This is a genomic window from Bacillus cereus group sp. TH152-1LC, from assembly GCF_027710505.1.
Lineage (GTDB): Bacteria > Bacillota > Bacilli > Bacillales > Bacillaceae_G > Bacillus_A > Bacillus_A mobilis.
On record NZ_JAQFNK010000002.1, the window covers coordinates 431328 to 449739 of the forward strand.

Below are 18412 nucleotides of genomic sequence, written 5' to 3' on the forward strand. Positions count from 1 at the left end.
AAGTGGTTACATTTAAGGGGGAATGCGTATGTTTTCAGTTCAACCAATCGCATTTGTACATAATGAAAGAAAGGAAATAAAAGACGATGAGTGGGGAGAAGTAATATCCTATATTACTTTAACTGAAACGTATACAGAAGAAAGTATACAAGGGATTGAAGATTTTTCTCACATTGAAGTTGTTTTTTACTTTCATAAAGTAGCTGATGAACAAATTCAATATTTTGCTAGATATCCTAGAAATAATCATGATTATCCTAAAGTAGGCATTTTTGCACAGCGCGGGAAAAATCGTCCGAATCGCATAGGATCCACAATTGTAAAGGTGATCAAAAGAGAAGGTAAATCAATTATTGTTGAGGGGTTAGATGCTATTGATGGCACCCCTATATTGGATATAAAGCCGATAATGAAAGAGTTTATGCCGAAAGAAGAAATTGTACAGCCTAAATGGGCAACAGATATAATGAGACAGTATTGGAAGGGGAATGGAGTAAAATGAGAATATATGAGGCAACAATTGCAGATTTAGATGGACTAGCATCAGTTTTTAATAACTATCGTATGTTTTATAGACAAGATTCCGATCTAGAAGGAGCAAAAGTATTTTTACGAAATCGAATCGAGAGAAAAGAATCCGTTATTTTCGTGGCAGTTGAAGACGGTGAATATATTGGATTCACACAATTATATCCATCATTTTCTTCCATTTCGATGAAGGAATTATGGATATTAAATGATCTGTTTGTACAAGCCACTAAGCGCGGAGCAGGAACAGGTAAAAAATTACTAGAAGCTGCTAAAGAATTTGCCTTAGAAAATGGTGCAAAAGGTGTAAAATTACAAACGGAAATCGATAATTTATCAGCGCAGAGATTATACGCTGAAAATGGTTATTTGAGAGATAATCGTTATTTCCATTATGAATTAACATTTTAAAGAAATATAAGATTAAAAGAGACGTTTTCATTGTGAAAACGTCTCTTTTAATTTGTATTATAGTTGATCTAAAACCCAATTTGTAGCATCTTCAAAGTTTTCTGCAATGTAGTTTGGTTCAATATGTGCCCATTTGTCTCGGTACGTATGTAAAGCATCATATCCAGCGCCTGTTCGAACTAATATCGTCGTTGCATGTACTGTTGCTCCTGCAACGATATCAGTCCAGCGATCACCAATTACAGCGCATTTTGTTAAATCAAGCCCATGTTTTTCGGCTGCTTGTAGCAGCATACCTGTACTTGGTTTGCGGCATTCACAACCATCACCGTGTTTATGAGGACATACGTAAATATCATCAAAGCCGAACCCTTTTAATTCTTTTGCAAAATCAGCAACAGTCGCTATCCCGTCTGCGATACCTGGCTGGTTTGTGAAAGAGAAGATTTTTATATTTTGAGCTTTTAGTTTTTGTAGAGCTGCTTTTGTAAAAGGAAATAATGTAAAAGAACCTGGATAATGTATTGTAGTATCACCACCAATTGTACCGTCACGATCAATAAAAATAGCTTCGATGTTTGTCATATTTTTTAGTCCTTTCCATGTATAAATAGTTTAAAAATGTTTTACAAATCGATATCCATTCACTTCATATCCTAATTTTTTGTAAAAAGGATGTGCTTCTACTCTATTTGTTCCACTAACTAGCCATGTACCAATGCAATTATGTTTTTTGGCTAATTGTTCTGCATAATCCATTAATACTTGTCCAGTGCCTTTCCGCCGTATTGTAGAATCAACGCTAATAATTGAAATTTCCCCATAACGAGTTATATCTTCTAAATTTTCACGTATACGAAACCCAAGTAATCCAAATATAGTGTCTTCTTCCTCATAAACATATAAAAAATCAAAGGGACTCATTTGTACGAATTGCAATCGGTTGTTCATATCTTCATAGGAAATAGAAGACCCTTTTAATTCTTTGGCTAAAGAACAAAGTACATCTATATCGTCTATTGTAGCTTCGCGAATTTGAAAAGACATATAATCCACTCCAATAAAATGTAATCAAACATTAAATATTCTGTTAAAAAGTATGTATTCCTGCTATGAAAATGAATAATTTATAATGATATATAGATAGTTATATGTTATTCTTTTCCTTGATTGTATTGGAAATGGAAAGAAGGGGAATGTATGTTAGACGTGAATATCCGTTCTGCCGGATATGATATAGGGGAAAAGACAATTCATGATATTGCCTTTTCGATTGAAAAAGGTGAATTAGTTGCACTTATTGGTGCGAATGGTGCTGGGAAAAGTACGACGATTAAAACAATGCTAGGTTTACTTGTAAATATGAATGGTGAAATATCATTCGGTGAAAAAAAGAACCCTTATGCATATGTGCCGGAGCATCCGACATATTATGATTATTTAACGCTCTGGGAACATATTGAACTATTAATGGCTGCTCGCGAGAATGAGGGAGGAAGCTGGGAAAGGAAAGCTGAAGAATTATTACATATGTTTCGAATGGATAAACATAAACATGAGTATTTATCAAAGTTTTCAAAAGGAATGAAACAAAAATCGATGCTCATTTTGGCGTTTTTAACTGAACCAGATTTTTATATCATTGATGAACCTTTTATCGGCTTAGATCCAGTAGCTACGAAAGAGTTTTTAAGTTATTTATATAAAGAGAAAGAACGCGGTGCAGGAATTTTACTTTGTACGCACGTATTAGATACAGCTGAAAGAATTTGTGAGAGATTTTTACTCATTTCACAAGGTACATTAGTCGCAGATGGACATTTAGAATCTATCCAAAAGTTAGCTGAAATGCCAGGGAGTTCATTATTAGACTGTTTTGATGTAATCGTTAGGCGTGAACAGCATGATTAAACAACAATTTTATAAAAGATTGCGCCATGAAATGGGGCGTAAATGGAAGTCCATACGTTCTATAACTGATTGGACAGTTGCACTATATATTATTATCCCAGCACTTATATTTATAGGAATTTATTATCGTTCACTATGGATAGAAGAATTATCGATGGGGGAGACCGTTTATTTCGGATTAGGTCTACTTGTATTTTATGTGATTACATATTCAAGAGGAGTTCGCTCATTTTTTGAACAAGCGGATAGTTTGTTTTTAATTTCTTACCCTGCTCACATGCAAAAGTTAATGCAGTACGGTATGACATATACGTTTATTCGAATAGCGATAACGAATGTAGTGGTAGTAGTTGCTATGTTACCAGTGTTGATGAAAAGTATCGGAGTGACGAAGATACAAGTCGTATTATTTTGGTTATTATTTACAGTGTTTCGATTTATGTTGTCGTTATTAACGAGATTTATTCATGTACGAGTGGGGAAACGATGGCTACTCTGGATTATAAAAAATGTAATATCTTCTATAAGTCTATCCTTTTTTGGATTGAGTCTGTTTCTTATTTATAAAAATCCATTTTATGCTATACCAAGTATCGGTCTAGCAATTTTTCTAATTATCGTATTGATAAAAGAAAAACGAAATTATAAAAATTGCTTTTTTAAAGAAATTGAGAAAGAGAAAGAAGAGAGTATGCGCTGGACGAGTGGGATTATGCAAGTTGGTGGTCATACAGCTAAACCGAGTAGTTCGAATAAAAAACCGTGGATGTTTCCACGTTCTAAAAAGTTATTAGGGAAGAAAAAAGATTCTCGTATTGTTGAATCCTTTTTAAAAGAATTTTTCCGTACAAGTAGTGCACGAATATTTTATATTCAAATTGTTTGTATAAGTACTGTTAGTATTATTATGAGTCCGAGGTGGATTGCAGCTATTATTCTTGCATTTACTATAGTTGGAATTTCACGTTATGCGCGCGATTATTGGAATGAATTTACGAAAAAAATGTTTCTTCATTTATATTGCGATGAAGGAAAATTACTATTGTTAAGATGGAAGGCAGATCGCTATTTATTATTTCCAGTACTACTTTTGTATGGAATAGTTATCCTTTCTCATTTTTATTTATTACCAGCTGTAATTACCGGGATTATTTTTATAGTATGGATTGGTGTGATTGTATTTTTACCATAGAAAAAGAGCCGAAAAACGGCTCTTTTTTTAATCTGTTACACATTGATAAAGAAAATATACTAAAACGAGTATGCTTGCGGCGGAATACATGACATCTAAAGTCATCTGATTGCCTCCTCATTGTTGTTGTATTTATATTGTATGAAATCTTACAATTTCATATTCAAGTGAAAAATATGTGAACGTTAACAAAATTGTAAAGTGCAAAAATTACAATCATTTTGTATAATAGAAGAAACAACCGTTATATAAAATATAATGAGTGAAAGGGAGGGAACATAAATGCCAAATTGGTTTAGAAAAACCTTAGTCGCATTAATTACCGTATTTACATTTGGTTTAGTGACGCCTCCTTCCATATTGCTTGATAATGCCAAAGCTGCGGACAAGCCTACGAGTACAGCTGGGCAACAAAATTTGGAGAGTACGTCCTATACATATGAAGAAACGAATGACAGGTTAACCACCGATACTTTTATTACTTATGCAATGCTAGAAGCAGAGAAGCAGTCGATGCAAAAGTTTGGCACTAAAATTGGTCCAGTAATTGAAGATGAGTTTAAAGATGTAATATTACCGAAAATTGAAGAGGCAATTGCTGAGCTTGCAAGTGATGTACCAGAGGAGTCATTACAATCATTAGCGATTTCTCAAAGGCCAGCTGGCGGAAATAATGAAAAAATTTTTCATGTGTATGACACGAAATCAGGAAATGACTTATTGCGATTTCATGTAAGAAGAGATCATCCACCGCAAGATGGTTATTATTTTAATTTCCACTATCACCGTTTTGATGATGGGTACTCAGGACACCATGAATTAGGAAATATTTATTGGAATACGAATGTACCGCCAAAATGGCTTTCTTAAAAGAACAAGAGAAAATCTTGTTCTTTTTTATTTTTGTAGAAGGGTAAGACAACTATGGTGTTGAATAAGATAGGTTTAGAAAAAAAGAAGCAAAGGGAGTATGGGAATGCAAAAGTATATTGTTTTTGACTTTGATGGCACATTAGTAGATTCACAAAATATATTTGTACCAATTTATAATCAACTTGCTGAAAAGCACGGATATAAATCGGTAAGGAAAGAAGAAATTGAGTATTTACGTAAACTAACGATGCCAGAGAGATGCAAGCAACTCGATGTACCACTGTATAAACTACCGATCTTAGCACTAGAGTTTTATAAATTGTATCAACCTGCTATAAAAGATCTCGTTTTGTTCCATGGGATGAAGGATGTTTTAGATGAACTACATAAAAAAGGCTATGGAATTGCAGTCATATCCTCGAACTCAGAAGAGCACATTCGGGCATTTTTACACAATAATGATATAGAAAATATTCAAGAAGTGTATTGTTCAAAAAATTTGTTCGGGAAAGATAAAATGATAAAAAGGTTTTTAAAATCCAAAAAGATAACAGAGAAAGATATGTTATACGTTGGTGACGAACAGCGAGATGTAGCAGCATGTAAAAAGGCCGGGGTGAACGTAATTTGGGTATCTTGGGGGTATGATGTTATTGAAACAGTGAAAAAAGATGCACCAGATTATACGGTCAATACACCGATGGAAATTGTGCAAGTAGTACAAGGAGCGTATTCTTAATATGAATATACTTCGAGCAGGTATTCATCATATTGAATTTTGGGTAGCAAATTAGAGGAGTCCATTTCTTTTTATGGTACATTATTTCCTAAAATTGGATGAAGGGAGATAAATGTAGTATCATATAGTACGGGAGAAAGTAAAATATATTTTAAGGAAGTAGACGAGGAAATCGTAAGTACTTTAGGGCCTAGATAACAAGCTATTCATAGAGAAGTAGCGTATAGACCAAATGTAGAAATGTAAGGGGAATATACATGAAAACAATTACAGAATGGCAAAACAATATACAGATAGTAAAAGATGCAGTTAATATTGAAGAAATTTCTAAAGGTTTCTCTTCTGATAAGAAATATATAGTTACGACAATTGATAATGAAAAATATTTGTTACGGATTGGCGATATACAAGAGTATGAAAGAAGGAAAATCGAATTTCAAATTTTAAATGAAATGGTAAAACGTAACGTACAGGCACAAAGGCCGATTGAAATAGGTATATTGGAAGAAGAAGGTGTATATAGTATTTTCTCATATATAGAAGGGGAAGATGCGAAGAAACTATTGCCTACGTACTCACCAAAAGAACAATATGAAATTGGTATAGAGGCAGGAAAAGATTTAGCAAAAATGCATACATATGAAGCTCCTGAGGATATTCTTCCATGGTATGAAAGAGCAATGAAAAAACACCAAAAATATGTAAAGGCATATAAAACATGTGGAATAAAAATAAAAAATGATGATAAAATCATAAAGTTTATAGATGAAAATGAAATATATGTAAAGAACCGCCCAAATCGATTTCAACACGATGATTTTCATTTAGAAAATATAATTGTGCGAGATGGGAAATATGTAGGTGTTGTTGATTTTAATGGCTATGACTGGGGCGACCCACTTCATGATTTCGTAAAGATTGCACTGTTTGCAAGAGACATTAGTATTCCTTATTCAATCGGACAAATAGAAGGCTACTTTAATGGGAAAATACCAGAGGAGTTCTGGAATTTATATGCGGTATATGTTGGTATGACGGTTTTCTCATCAGTTGTCTGGTCATTACGAGCAGCACCACATATGTTAGATGATACGTTAGAACGCCTTACTATCGTTTTAGAGGATCATAAAAACTTTGAGTTATTAAAGCCAATTTGGTTTCAACCAGAAAAGATTGATATGAAATAGAAAAGGTAGGTGTGATTCACATCTACCTTTATTTTTTACCATTCTTCGTTTTGAAGCAGTTGTAATGCTAATTTTAAATCTACATCTTCTTGTATATGTTCCGGGGTCCACGGGATATGTATATGCGGTTGTATACCAATTCCAGACATTCCTTTGCCTTTATCTATACTAGAAAGCCGTGAAGTAGGATAGTAAAGAGCGAATGTATCAGCCCATTCCATCACTGCTAAATTAGAATAATCATTTAAACCAGCAGTCGGACGACCTATTACTTTTACTTTCAATGATTTTTTTGCAACTTCTACAAAAGAATCACCAGAACTTCCACATGTAATATCTGTTAATATAACTACTCTATTAGGTGATTTTCTTCCGTGTATTTTTAATGATTGAAATTCTTTTGGTAACTCAGAAGTATCAAATGTAACGAATCCTTTTTTATAATTCTTTTTTAAATCTTGAATAAATATATCAGTGAATAATTTTGAAAGTTCGTCTAAAGAATCGTAATCTTCCATTTCGATGTCTTTCATGCGTAAATGAAAGTTTCGTTCCGTATGATTCAATTGCATTGTATCTGAAGAATCTAAAAGGGAGATCTCTTTGTCTTCAAATAAGTAAGGAAGTAATTTGAAAAATGCATCATCACTTCCACCACGATTTAAAAGCACATCAATAATTAAGTTCGGAAAAGAATTAAGCTCATTTTTGTGTGAGTCTAATAATGTATTAATAGCTTCAGTATTTGCGAAATCAGTCAAAGTAATTAAGAGTGTGTCTTTATTATGCTCTTTAAATGAATAAATAGGCGTGTATTCATTTTGTTTATACTTTTGTAAAGTAATGGTTTCGTTTATTCCATCTTCATCTATAAGTGTACAAGTTGATGATTGTAATAAAACATAATCCCATTTTTCACGTTCATATGTATTCTCATTTAAATACTTCTTATATTTTATTAATAACTCAGGAATTTTCATATTATCTAATGCTAGAATAGATTGCCCTTTTTTCACTCTTATTTCTTGTGAAGTGGATGTAATATATAAGCGATCTTCGTATCTTTTCACTTGGAAGCCAACACTGTTAAGAGGTTGATTGTTAGAGTACATTTTGAAAAACATATGATTATCTTTAAAGTCTAGTAAGTAATCACGCACAATTTCAGTAAATTGTACTGGTGTTAGTTCTCCAAGTTTCTCTAGTTTCTCAACTGTATGTAAATAAGTAGCGGGATCGTCCCATCCTTCCTTATCTAAACAGCCTGAATAATCGTGATGAGTAATCGAAACAACTTCTTTAAAAATTTCTGTGTACATAGTTTTTCCTCCTTATAATTTAATTAGTTGAATAAAAGAATTCTGTGTTTTGTATGTATTATCCTTTATTTTGATAGGGGTTTTATTACAAACATTAGGAACGAAGAATGTTTATTACAAAGCTATTTATAGGAAAGGGGTTGATGAGATAGCAGAGCTTCTTGCTGTTAATAATGTGAAATTTATCCGAAGTCATATTGAAATGAATTATTATTCGGATGAGGACTATTCGATTAATCTTTATAACCCTAATGGAATTATATATCGAATGTGGAAGTAGAAGGAGAAACTTGACGTCTCTATTATAATAAAAAAAGGGGGTGGGTTATTGAAAGTCAGGCAAGGTAAATATGAAGAAATAAAATTACGTGATAGAATTCCAGGAATGGTTGAATACATAGAAGATACGATGTTTCCTACTGATTTTCACTATTATATTCCTCCTCACTGGCATAGAAGTATTGAAATTAGCTTAGTAGTTAATGGAGAAGTATTTTTGTATGTAAATGGGCAAAAAAAGAAAGTATCTGCTGGCGAATTTATTTTTGTAAATAGTGGAGATGTTCATGAATTTGAAAAAGTAGAGAATACAAGTTGTGCAGTAATGATGTTAATTATTTCATATGAATTTCTTAAAGAGGTAAATGAAGATTTTGATAAATATAGATTCAATATAGTGGAATCCATCGTTCAGAAAACGAATCTTAGGCAAATATTTTATGAATTAAAAGAGTTAGTCATACATTCTGATGATTTAAGTTACATAAAAATTAATAGTTTAATTTATGAAATTGTTTATATTTTATTGCGATATTGCAAAGTTGGAGAGAATATAGACAATAATTTTCAACTTGGAAATAGACAGAAGGAAATGATTACGTATATTTACAAACATTATAATGAAGAACTGAAACTAAAAGATGTGGCTAAACATTTTTTTGTAAGTGAAGAACATTTTTCACGCATGTTCAAAAAATCGTTTGGATCAAATTTCACCACTTTTTTAATGAGGTATAGGCTTTATAAGGCTTATGAAGATATTATTAGAAGTACAAGTTCTGTACAAGATATAGCAGTAAAACACGGATTTCCAAATATAAAATCGTTTATTTCACAGTTTAAAGATAAATATGGATATACACCATTACAGTATAGGAAGAAATTCATATCAAAAAATGACAATAATTCAATCAAATATGAACAACAATAAAAAAACGTTCCATGTTACATTTTGTACATGGAACGTTTTTAATTTAATAATAACAATGAAGTAAGGTTTAAAGGGAATTTATATAATCTCTAAAAATGAAAACGCTTAAAATAAGAGAGGATGAATACTGGATGACTAGAAAGTATGACTTAACCCTTTTAGAAAAAATACAAGAAAAACAAGAAAACATTAACTTACAGGGAGCAAAAATCTTAGTAAAAAACATACCAGATTGTGATGAAAAAGGTGCTATGGATCCACGTCTTTATAAGGATATGAAGGTTCAAATGAATGTAATGAGATTTATGCCTAAAAATATGATGAAAATGGATGCTTCTGAAAAATCAGTAAAGAATATGAGGAAACAATTTAATGCGATTAAAAGTGTTCCCATTGTCACTCAAGATATTAATATTATGCATCAAACTGTGAAAGCTGAAGATGGATTTGATATTCCGATAAGAATTTATAATAGTAGTTCAAAACGAGAGAATGCACCAATTCTATACTTTATTCATGGTGGCGGATTTATGGCAGGATCACCAGATGTGGTTGAAGAGCTTGTGAAATTGATAGTTGAGAAAATAGATGTACTAGCCATTTCTGTCGATTATCGATTAGCTCCGGAAAATCCTTTTCCAACTGGGCATACAGACTGTTATACAACTTTAAAGTGGATTTATGAGAATGCTGACACATTGGGCGGCGATAAGAATAATATCTTTGTTGCGGGTGATAGTGCTGGAGGTAACTTAACGCAATATTGTACGACTAAAGATAGGGAAGAGGGTAGAAATCTCGTTAAAGGACAGCTACTTCTATATCCAACACTTAATATGTGTGACTTTGAAGATGAATTTTATTCTTGGAGTATAGATAAATATGAAATCGCTCCAAAGTATAAAAAAGGATTAGAAAAAATGCTTACTATTATGCATTCAATGGTTGGAGGTATGTCAGAAGTACTTGGTACGAAAGAAATTAATTCTAAGTATTTAAGCCCATATGTTGATGTATCACCAAGTTATCCAAGTACATTTATTACAGTAGGAGAGCATGATTTCCTAATGATAGAATGTTTAGCTTATGCAGCTAAATTAACTAACAGAGGAGTGGATACCGAAACAGTCCTTTATCGAGGATTAGGGCACGCTTATGGAGATAACGTAGGTGTTTATCCTCAAAGTGAAGATTTAGCAATTGAAATGGGGAATTTTATATTAAAGCATAGTGAAAAGTAGGGAGAATGATGAAAAATAGAGGGAAGCGAAAGCTTCCCTCTATTAAAATAACTATTTAATTTTAGTGAATGTAAGAGGTTGAGTACTTAGCATTGCAGGTACATGCAATTGAAGAGATGGGAATTCTCCACTCACATTCATTTCATATGCAAATAATAGATTCATTTTTGTTTGGAACAAGTCAATTGGTGCGGAGAATACGTCGTAATGATGATGCCCTAATTGAATATCCATCTCCATAAATTGTACATATAACGAATCATCTCGTTTGTTTACTTGTAATGTCCCATAAGCAGGATGTTCAAATGTACCAGTGTAGTCCTCTAACTTGTGAGAAGGTGTAGTCCCTTTCATTTGTTCAGGGATGGATTCGGTTGCTTCTTTCATCATTTCCTTCATTTTTTCACTATCTTCTACAGCACGTTTATGCCAGTCGATGGACTCTAATCCGAGTAGTTCGTCGTAAATTTGGTTTGCTAGATAAATAGGAAGTAATGTACCTCCAGCATTCGTCAATATAACAAGACCTACATTTTCATTTGGCATGAATGAAACAAACGCTGAAAATCCATCGATATTACCGCCGTGATGAATCATTTTATAACCACGATAAGCGCTAATAAACCAACCAAGCCCATAACTATTTAATGGAGATTCAGGAAGTGATAAAGCTGGTTGATCTGGAATTGAATTATGTGGTGTAAACAGTTGTTGTAATAATTCAGGGGAGATTAGTTCATGATCTCCAAATTTCCCTTTGTTTAAGTGAAGAAGCATCCAATTTGCCATATCTTCAATTGTAGAATTAATACATCCAGCAGCACCAACTGTATCAATATTATGGAATGGAACTTCTTTTATTTCACCCTCATTTTCAACGTAAGGTAATGCGTAATTGTCTGTATTTTGTGAGTCTGTAACAGAGAAGTTTGTTTGATCCATATTTAAAGGCTCTAAAATATGTTCTGTAACATATTGTTCCCATGTTTGATTCGTAATGTTTTCTACAATATAACTAATTGTCGCATACATTAAGTTGTTATAAAGAAATGCTGTACGGAACGGAGCATCAAGTGATAAATGTTTTATTTTTTCTACTATATCTTTTCGAGTTAAAGAAGAGCTGTACCAAAGAGCATCATGACGACTTACCCCAGTGCGATGAGAAGCTAAGTCTCGTCCTGTAACTTGTGAGCTAGCAAGTAGTTCTGATAAAGAGAAGTTAGGTATATAAGTCTGGACAGGAGTATCCCAATTAAACTTTGTTTGCTGTGCTAATAAACTTAATGAAAGTGTGCCAAAAGCTTTCGTTGAGGAACCAATTGCGAACCGAGTACTCGGTGTAACAGCCTCTTTTGTCTCTATATTACGATAGCCGAAACCTTCTGAAATAATAACTTCACCATCTTTTATAACAGCTACAGCACAACCAGGAACATGTAAATCCTTCATCATTTTTTCAACCGTTGTTTGTAAAGAAGTCATAACAGGAGTTTCAATTTTAGACATACTTCTAACCTCCAAATATAAATTTTGTTCTACCGCACTATACTTTCGGTAATAGAAAATGAAAACCTTTTTAATTATGGAAAGTTAATAATTTTGTAAGAATTAATGAAATGAAATTTTATTAATCAAGATTATTAAATTCACTGTTTTTCATGTTATGATAAATTTCATATAAGATTGAAAGAAGGTTTTTCTACATATGAAACATGCTGAATATGAATACTTAAATTTATGCCGCCATGTAATGGAGCATGGTACGAAGAAAGAAGATCGTACAGGGACAGGCACTGTATCTGTATTTGGATATCAAATGCGTTTTGATCTAAGTAAAGGTTTTCCTTTATTAACGACAAAGAGAGTACCGTTTCGCCTAGTAGCAAGTGAACTGCTTTGGTTTATGAAAGGTGACACAAATATTCGCTATTTATTGCAGCATAATAATAACATTTGGAATGAATGGGCATTTAAGAGCTGGGTAGAAAGTGACGAATATACTGGTCCTGATATGACTGATTTCGGTCTTCGCTCACAACAAGATGAGGAATTTAAAGTACAGTACGATGAGCAAATGGAATTGTTTAAAAAGAACGTTTTAGAAGATGATGATTTCTCAAATAAATATGGATATTTAGGAGACGTATACGGAAAGCAGTGGCGTGCCTGGAAAACAACAGCTGGTGAGACGCTTGATCAATTAAAAGATGTAATTGAAATGATCAAAAAAACACCGGACTCACGACGTCTAATTGTTTCTGCTTGGAATCCTGAAGATGTACCAAGTATGGCATTACCTCCTTGTCATACGTTATTCCAATTTTATGTAGCGGATGGCAAACTTTCTTGTCAGCTATATCAAAGAAGTGGGGATATATTCCTTGGAATTCCATTTAACATTGCGAGCTACTCGCTACTAACACATTTAATTGCACATGAATGCGGACTTGAAGTAGGAGAATTTGTTCATACAATTGGAGATGCTCACATTTATACGAATCATTTTGAGCAAGTAGAAAAGCAATTGGCACGTGAACCACGCCCATTCCCGAAACTTACATTAAATCCAGATGTGAAATCTGTGTTTGATTTTGAAATGGAAGATTTAACGATTGAAGGATATGATCCACACCCAGCAATTAAAGCACCGGTTGCAGTATAATTGTAGAGGAGATGAAAAGATGATTGTTTCATTTATGGTTGCAATGGACGAAAATAGAGTAATTGGTAAAGATAATAATTTACCTTGGCGATTACCAAGTGAATTACAGTATGTAAAGAAAACAACGATGGGTCATTCACTTATTATGGGTAGAAAGAACTACGAAGCGATTGGTAGACCACTACCTGGCAGACGTAATATTATTGTAACTCGTAATGAAGGGTATCATGTTGAAGGTTGTGAAGTAGCACATTCTGTAGAAGAAGTGTTTGAACTATGTAAAAATGAAGAGGAAATATTTATTTTTGGTGGAGCTCAAATTTATGATCTCTTTTTACCTTACGTAGACAAGTTATATATAACAAAAATTCACTATGCATTTGAAGGAGATACATTCTTCCCAGAAATGGATATGACAAATTGGAAAGAGATTTTTGTAGAAAAAGGTTTAACAGATGAAAAAAATCCGTATACGTACTATTACCATGTATATGAGAAGCAGCAATAATAAAAAAGATTGATGTGAACATTCGCATCAATCTTTTTATTTGTATTCATCAATATAAGTTTATAGATGAGATTCGAAAGTGCTATAATGAAAGATAGCATGTAAAAATGCTAAAATTTTCAAGAGTATTCATAAAGAAAGAGGAGGAGAATCGATTGAGAAAGATATGGGGGATTCTTTGTCTTTGCTTAACATTCATGTTAGTGGGATGCGGTAAAGAAGAAAAACCACAAGAAGCGTTTGATACATATGCGAAAGCATGGAATAAACAAAAGTTTGCAGAAATGTATGATCAATTATCAGAAAAGGCAAAAAAAGATATTTCAAAGAAAGAGTTCACTGAGAAATATGAAAAAATTTATTCTGGCATTGAAGTGAAAGATTTAAAAGTAGAAACAGGGGAAGTAAAAGAAGATAAAAAAGATGAAGGCCCTGTTCCTTTTAAAGTAAGCATGGATACAGTTGGTGGTAAGATCACTTTTGGCCATGAAGCAAAAATGGTGAAAGAAAAAGATGGAGATAAAGAATCTTGGAAAATAGATTGGACTCCTGATTTTATATTCCCAGGGATGACAAAAGATAGTAAAGTACGTATGCAAACGACAGAACCAAAACGTGGAGAAATATATGACCGTAACGGTAAATATCTTGCGGTAAATGGTAAAGCCTCTGAAATCGGAATGATTCCTGAACAGTTAGGGGATGCTGCTCCGCAAACGAAAGAAACGGTAGCGAAGTTACTAAATATGTCTGTCGAAGAAATTGATCAAAAACTAGCAGCTAAATGGGTAAAGCCAAATTACCTTGTACCAATGGGAATATTGCCTGAAGGAGCAACACAAAATACGTACATAGATTTACCAGGTGTTGCAACAAAGCCAGTAAATGTTCGCTCATATCCATTAGGAGAAGAAGCAGCACATCTTACTGGCTATATTGGAAAAGTGAATGCTGAAGATTTAAAAACGCTTCAAAAGAAAGGCTATCAAGCTGATGATCCAGTAGGTAAAGCTGGTTTAGAGCAAGTACTGGAAGAAAAGCTACGCGGTAAAAAAGGTGGTCGTGTCTTCGTAGAAGATGCGCAAGGAAAAGAAATTAAAAATTTAGCAAAAACAGAAGCTGTTGATGGAGAAAATGTAACTTTAACGATTGACAGTGCAGTTCAAAGCGAAATTTATAATGAAATGAAAAATGAGGTAGGGTCAAGTGCAGCAATTAATCCAAAGACTGGAGAAACACTTGCACTTGTGAGCACGCCAGCTTATAATCCTAATACTCTCACAAGAGGGGCATCAAAAGCGCAACGTGATGCAGTAAATAATGATCCGAAAAAACCGATGACGAATCGCTTTACACAATTATCGGTACCAGGTTCTGTATTTAAACCAATTACAGCTGCAATTGGTCTTGAAACGAAAACGATCGATCCAAAAGAAGAGTTAAAAATTGAAGGGTTAAAATGGACAAAAGATTCTTCTTGGGGTAATTATTATGTAACGCGTGTGAAAGATGCAAATCCGATTGATTTTGATAAGGCGATGAAATACTCGGATAATATTTACTTCGCACAAGAAGCGTTGAAAATCGGAAAAGACAAGTTTATGAGTGAAGCGAAAAAATTCGGATTCGATGAGAAACTACCAATTGAATATGGATTCCCTGCTTCTAAAATTGCAAATGACGGTATTAAAAATGATATTCAAATGGCAGATACAGGATATGGACAAGGACAAGTATTAATGACTCCTCTTCATTTAGCTTTAACGTATGCGCCAATTGTAAATGATGGAACGATTCCATCACCGTATATTATTAAAACAGATAAACAACCAAAAGCTTGGAAAGAAAATGTAATTTCTAAAGGAAATCAGGATATATTAAAAACTGCTATGACGAAAGTAATTAATGATCCGGATGGTACAGGGAAAATTGCTAAGATTGATGGGATGACTCTTGCTGGAAAAACAGGTACAGCGGAATTAAAAGTATCTAAAGAAGCCGAAGGAAAAGAACTAGGCTGGTTCGCTGCATTTGATTTGAATTCGCCAGATATGGTCATTACAATGATGATTGAAGATGTAAAAGGTAGAGGCGGAAGTAACATTCCAGCTGAAAAAGTAAAACATGTTTTTCAAAAATAATATGTAATAAAAGGCTGCCTCTATAATTTATAGAGGTAGCCTTTTTGAATGAGAATTCTTAATATCTGTATACTAAATTTTAGAGAAACAAAATAAATCATTAACTTACGAAAAAAAAGTAGCTATTTTTTATTGACATTGATTAAAACTTTTTGTATTATACTTACATAAGGTAAGTTATTAACTTTTAAAAAACAAATCTTGAATTAAAGATAAAGAGAGAAAAGGGAGAGAATACAATGACAAAAGTACTATTTATCACAGCAAATCCAAATTCAGCAGAAGGTTCTTTCGGAATGGCAGTAGGGGAAGCTTTCATCGAGGCTTATAAAAACGAGCATCCACAAGACGAAGTTGTAACAATTGATCTATTCAATACTACTGTACCAGCAATCGATGCAGATGTATTTGCTGCTTGGGGTAAATTTGCAGCAGGTGAAGGCTTTGAAACTTTAACGGAAGCTCAACAACAAAAAGTAGCAGCAATGAACACAAACTTAGAAACATTTATGCATGCAGATCGTTATGTATTCGTAACTCCAATGTGGAACTTTAGCTACCCACCAGTAGTAAAAGCATACTTAGATAACTTAGCAATCGCAGGTAAAACATTCAAATATACTGAAAATGGTCCAGTTGGCTTATTAGAAGGTAAAAAAGCACTTCACATTCAAGCTACAGGTGGCGTGTATTCTGAAGGAGCATACGCAGCTGTAGACTTCGGTCGCAACCACTTAAAAACAGTATTAGGATTTATCGGTGTAAATGATACTGAATATATTGCAGTTGAAGGTATGAATGCAAACCCTGAAAAAGCACCAGAAATTAAAGAAGCAGCAATTGCTAATGCTCGTGAATTAGCAAAACGTTTCTAATATAGAATGCTTAAAAAGTCCGAACACTTGATGTTTGGACTTTTTTTCTTCTTTTTCCTTCGTTTGTCTAGTATAATGAAGGTCGGAATGATAATAGGTGGGGGTTCTGTATGATTCAAACGTTTTTTAAAATCTTTTATTTAATTTTAATTGTAATTGCGATTACACCGAGAATGTGGCGTCTTAAAAGACAAGTAAATACGATGTCGCCACAAGAAAAAGATAATGCTGTGTACAAAACGACAAATTGGTTTGGTAAGAAAATGGTACGTGTAGCTGGAGGGACAGTAGAAGTGAAAGGGCTTGAAAATGTTCCGAAAGACAAGCCGGTACTAGTTGTAAGTAATCACCAAAGTAATATGGATATCCCTGTTTTACTAGGTTACTTAAATAAACCAATTGGATTCGTGTCAAAAGCAGAGATTAAAAAGTTCCCAGTTGTACCAACTTGGATGGAACTTATGAATTGTGTATTTATGGATCGTAGCGATCGTCGTCAATCTCTTAAAGCAATTAAAGATGGAATCGAACTATTAAAGAATGGACATTCTATCGTAATTTTCCCAGAAGGAACGAGAAGTAAAGGTGGCGAAGTTGGAGAGTTTAAGGCTGGTAGTTTCCATCTTGCAGTAAAGTCAGGTGTAGCAATCTTACCTGTAACATTAGATGGGACATATAAAATGTTTGAAGCGAATGGAAATCGTATGAAGCCAGCTCATGCAACAGTAACAATTTCTAAACCGATTACACCTGAAGATTATGTGAATATGGATATTAAAGAATTAACGAAGTATACACAGGAAGTTATCGCATCACAATTACATAAGTAATAAAAAAGGTTTCAGCTTATAGTAAGCTGAAACCTTTTTTATTATGCTGTAGGTAAGACATAAAAGAGTACACAGAAGAACATCATCGCACTACCACCTAAAACGAACAGGTGCCATATGGCATGGTTGAAAGGTAGCTTTTCCCAAAGGAAGAATATAGCTCCGACAGAATATAAAATTCCACCTGCTAAAAGTAGTGAAAAACCATGTCCAGTTAGATTTTCATAAAGTGGTTTAATGGCAACGATTATGAGCCAGCCCATAATGATGTAACATAAAGTTGATGCCTTTATAAAGCGACGTACAAAGAAGATTTTGAAGATGATACCTCCGATTGCAAGTGTCCAAATTATAGCAAGCAACGTCCATCCTAATGGGCCACGAAGTGTAATAAGTAGAAAAGGAGTATACGTGCCAGCAATCAATAAGTAAATGGCTGAATGATCTAAAATAGTAAATATTTTTTCTACTTTAGGATGATGAATGCTATGTAGCAATGTTGAAAACAAGTACAGTAAGAACATGCTTACACCATAAACAGTAAATGCGACTACAGCTGATGCGGTACCGTGCTTAGAAGCATGAATAATCAATATGATTAAGGCAGGGATGCTTAAAATGGCACCGATACCATGTGTAATTGCATTTGCAATTTCTTCTTTTACAAATTGGGTCATTCGTGTCATTTTTTCAGTCATAATGCAAATCCTTTCTACTATCATAAAATAATATGTCATTTCCCTTACCATATCATACACAAGAGCAATAGAAAATGAAATTTG

19 protein-coding genes and 1 pseudogene are annotated in these 18412 nt (G+C 33.5%); 15 read left to right on the forward strand and 5 right to left on the reverse strand.

What is annotated here, in order from left to right:
• The first annotated feature begins 28 nt into the window (after positions 1-28).
• Positions 29-502, forward strand: a complete 474-nt coding sequence (locus PDL00_RS08715) for an SAM-dependent methyltransferase (RefSeq protein ID WP_270728543.1) — start codon at positions 29-31, stop codon at positions 500-502.
• Positions 499-939, forward strand: coding sequence for a GNAT family N-acetyltransferase (locus PDL00_RS08720; protein ID WP_061679521.1), 441 nt, complete (start codon positions 499-501; stop codon positions 937-939). The genes PDL00_RS08715 and PDL00_RS08720 overlap by 4 nt, the downstream gene beginning before the upstream one ends.
• Positions 940-996: 57 nt before the next feature.
• Here the strand turns inward: PDL00_RS08720 and PDL00_RS08725 are convergent, their stop codons facing one another.
• Complete coding sequence (locus PDL00_RS08725) at positions 997-1524, reverse strand: HAD-IIIA family hydrolase (protein WP_270728548.1); 528 nt, start codon at positions 1522-1524, stop codon at positions 997-999.
• Between the two features lie 30 nt (positions 1525-1554).
• A complete protein-coding gene (locus tag PDL00_RS08730) occupies positions 1555-1986 on the reverse strand; it encodes a GNAT family N-acetyltransferase (RefSeq protein WP_270728551.1) in 432 nt (143 codons plus the stop codon).
• 153 nt (positions 1987-2139) lie between these two features.
• On the opposite strand from PDL00_RS08730, the gene PDL00_RS08735 reads away from it, so the two are divergent.
• From PDL00_RS08735 to PDL00_RS08760, 6 genes and pseudogenes are all read left to right on the forward strand, one after another.
• Positions 2140-2850 (forward strand): ABC transporter ATP-binding protein, encoded by a 711-nt coding sequence (locus PDL00_RS08735; protein ID WP_061679524.1) that lies wholly within the window; start codon positions 2140-2142, stop codon positions 2848-2850.
• Complete coding sequence (locus tag PDL00_RS08740) at positions 2843-4042, forward strand: ABC transporter permease (RefSeq protein WP_270728555.1); 1200 nt, start codon at positions 2843-2845, stop codon at positions 4040-4042. Before PDL00_RS08735 ends, PDL00_RS08740 begins: the two co-directional genes overlap by 8 nt.
• A 282-nt stretch (positions 4043-4324) precedes the next feature.
• Complete coding sequence (locus tag PDL00_RS08745; RefSeq protein WP_098095935.1) at positions 4325-4912, forward strand: YpjP family protein; 588 nt, start codon at positions 4325-4327, stop codon at positions 4910-4912.
• Between the two features lie 106 nt (positions 4913-5018).
• Complete coding sequence (locus PDL00_RS08750) at positions 5019-5654, forward strand: HAD family hydrolase (RefSeq protein WP_270728561.1); 636 nt, start codon at positions 5019-5021, stop codon at positions 5652-5654.
• Between the two features lies 1 nt (position 5655).
• Positions 5656-5849: pseudogene (locus tag PDL00_RS08755) on the forward strand (VOC family protein); the annotation flags it as partial.
• Between the two features lie 62 nt (positions 5850-5911).
• Positions 5912-6841, forward strand: coding sequence for an aminoglycoside phosphotransferase family protein (locus tag PDL00_RS08760; protein ID WP_270728564.1), 930 nt, complete (start codon positions 5912-5914; stop codon positions 6839-6841).
• 35 nt (positions 6842-6876) lie between these two features.
• Here the strand turns inward: PDL00_RS08760 and PDL00_RS08765 are convergent, their stop codons facing one another.
• The gene (locus tag PDL00_RS08765) at positions 6877-8160 is read right to left on the reverse strand and encodes a S41 family peptidase (RefSeq protein WP_270728567.1); all 1284 of its coding nucleotides are present in this window, start codon (positions 8158-8160) and stop codon (positions 6877-6879) included.
• A gap of 328 nt (positions 8161-8488) precedes the next feature.
• Here PDL00_RS08765 and PDL00_RS08770 point away from each other — a divergent pair, with 328 nt between their 5' ends.
• Entirely contained in the window at positions 8489-9370 is an 882-nt protein-coding gene (locus PDL00_RS08770; protein WP_242251989.1) for an AraC family transcriptional regulator, read from the forward strand.
• Positions 9371-9501: 131 nt separating this feature from the next.
• The gene (locus tag PDL00_RS08775) at positions 9502-10611 is read left to right on the forward strand and encodes an alpha/beta hydrolase (RefSeq protein WP_242251992.1); all 1110 of its coding nucleotides are present in this window, start codon (positions 9502-9504) and stop codon (positions 10609-10611) included.
• 51 nt (positions 10612-10662) lie between these two features.
• On the opposite strand, the gene PDL00_RS08780 is transcribed toward PDL00_RS08775, so the two are convergent.
• Positions 10663-12120, reverse strand: coding sequence for a serine hydrolase (locus tag PDL00_RS08780; protein ID WP_270728572.1), 1458 nt, complete (start codon positions 12118-12120; stop codon positions 10663-10665).
• A gap of 199 nt (positions 12121-12319) precedes the next feature.
• Between PDL00_RS08780 and PDL00_RS08785 the strand changes: the two genes are divergently transcribed.
• The 5 genes from PDL00_RS08785 (at position 12320) to PDL00_RS08805 (ending at position 17630) form a co-directional block, all read left to right on the forward strand.
• Positions 12320-13276: a thymidylate synthase gene (locus tag PDL00_RS08785; RefSeq protein WP_002085878.1), complete on the forward strand. Its 957-nt coding sequence runs from the start codon at positions 12320-12322 to the stop codon at positions 13274-13276.
• A 19-nt stretch (positions 13277-13295) separates the two neighbouring features.
• The gene (locus PDL00_RS08790) at positions 13296-13784 is read left to right on the forward strand and encodes a dihydrofolate reductase (protein WP_063262762.1); all 489 of its coding nucleotides are present in this window, start codon (positions 13296-13298) and stop codon (positions 13782-13784) included.
• Between the two features lie 155 nt (positions 13785-13939).
• Positions 13940-15925 carry a penicillin-binding protein 3 gene (gene pbpC, locus PDL00_RS08795; RefSeq protein ID WP_270728578.1) on the forward strand — a complete coding sequence of 662 codons (1986 nt, stop codon included), beginning with the start codon at positions 13940-13942 and terminating at the stop codon, positions 15923-15925.
• Positions 15926-16164: 239 nt separating this feature from the next.
• Positions 16165-16800 (forward strand): FMN-dependent NADH-azoreductase, encoded by a 636-nt coding sequence (locus tag PDL00_RS08800; RefSeq protein ID WP_016081785.1) that lies wholly within the window; start codon positions 16165-16167, stop codon positions 16798-16800.
• Positions 16801-16910: 110 nt separating this feature from the next.
• Positions 16911-17630, forward strand: coding sequence for a lysophospholipid acyltransferase family protein (locus PDL00_RS08805; RefSeq protein ID WP_270728584.1), 720 nt, complete (start codon positions 16911-16913; stop codon positions 17628-17630).
• Positions 17631-17671: 41 nt separating this feature from the next.
• On the opposite strand, the gene trhA is transcribed toward PDL00_RS08805, so the two are convergent.
• A complete protein-coding gene (gene trhA, locus PDL00_RS08810; protein ID WP_000136887.1) occupies positions 17672-18328 on the reverse strand; it encodes a PAQR family membrane homeostasis protein TrhA in 657 nt (218 codons plus the stop codon).
• Positions 18329-18412: the final 84 nt, after the last annotated feature.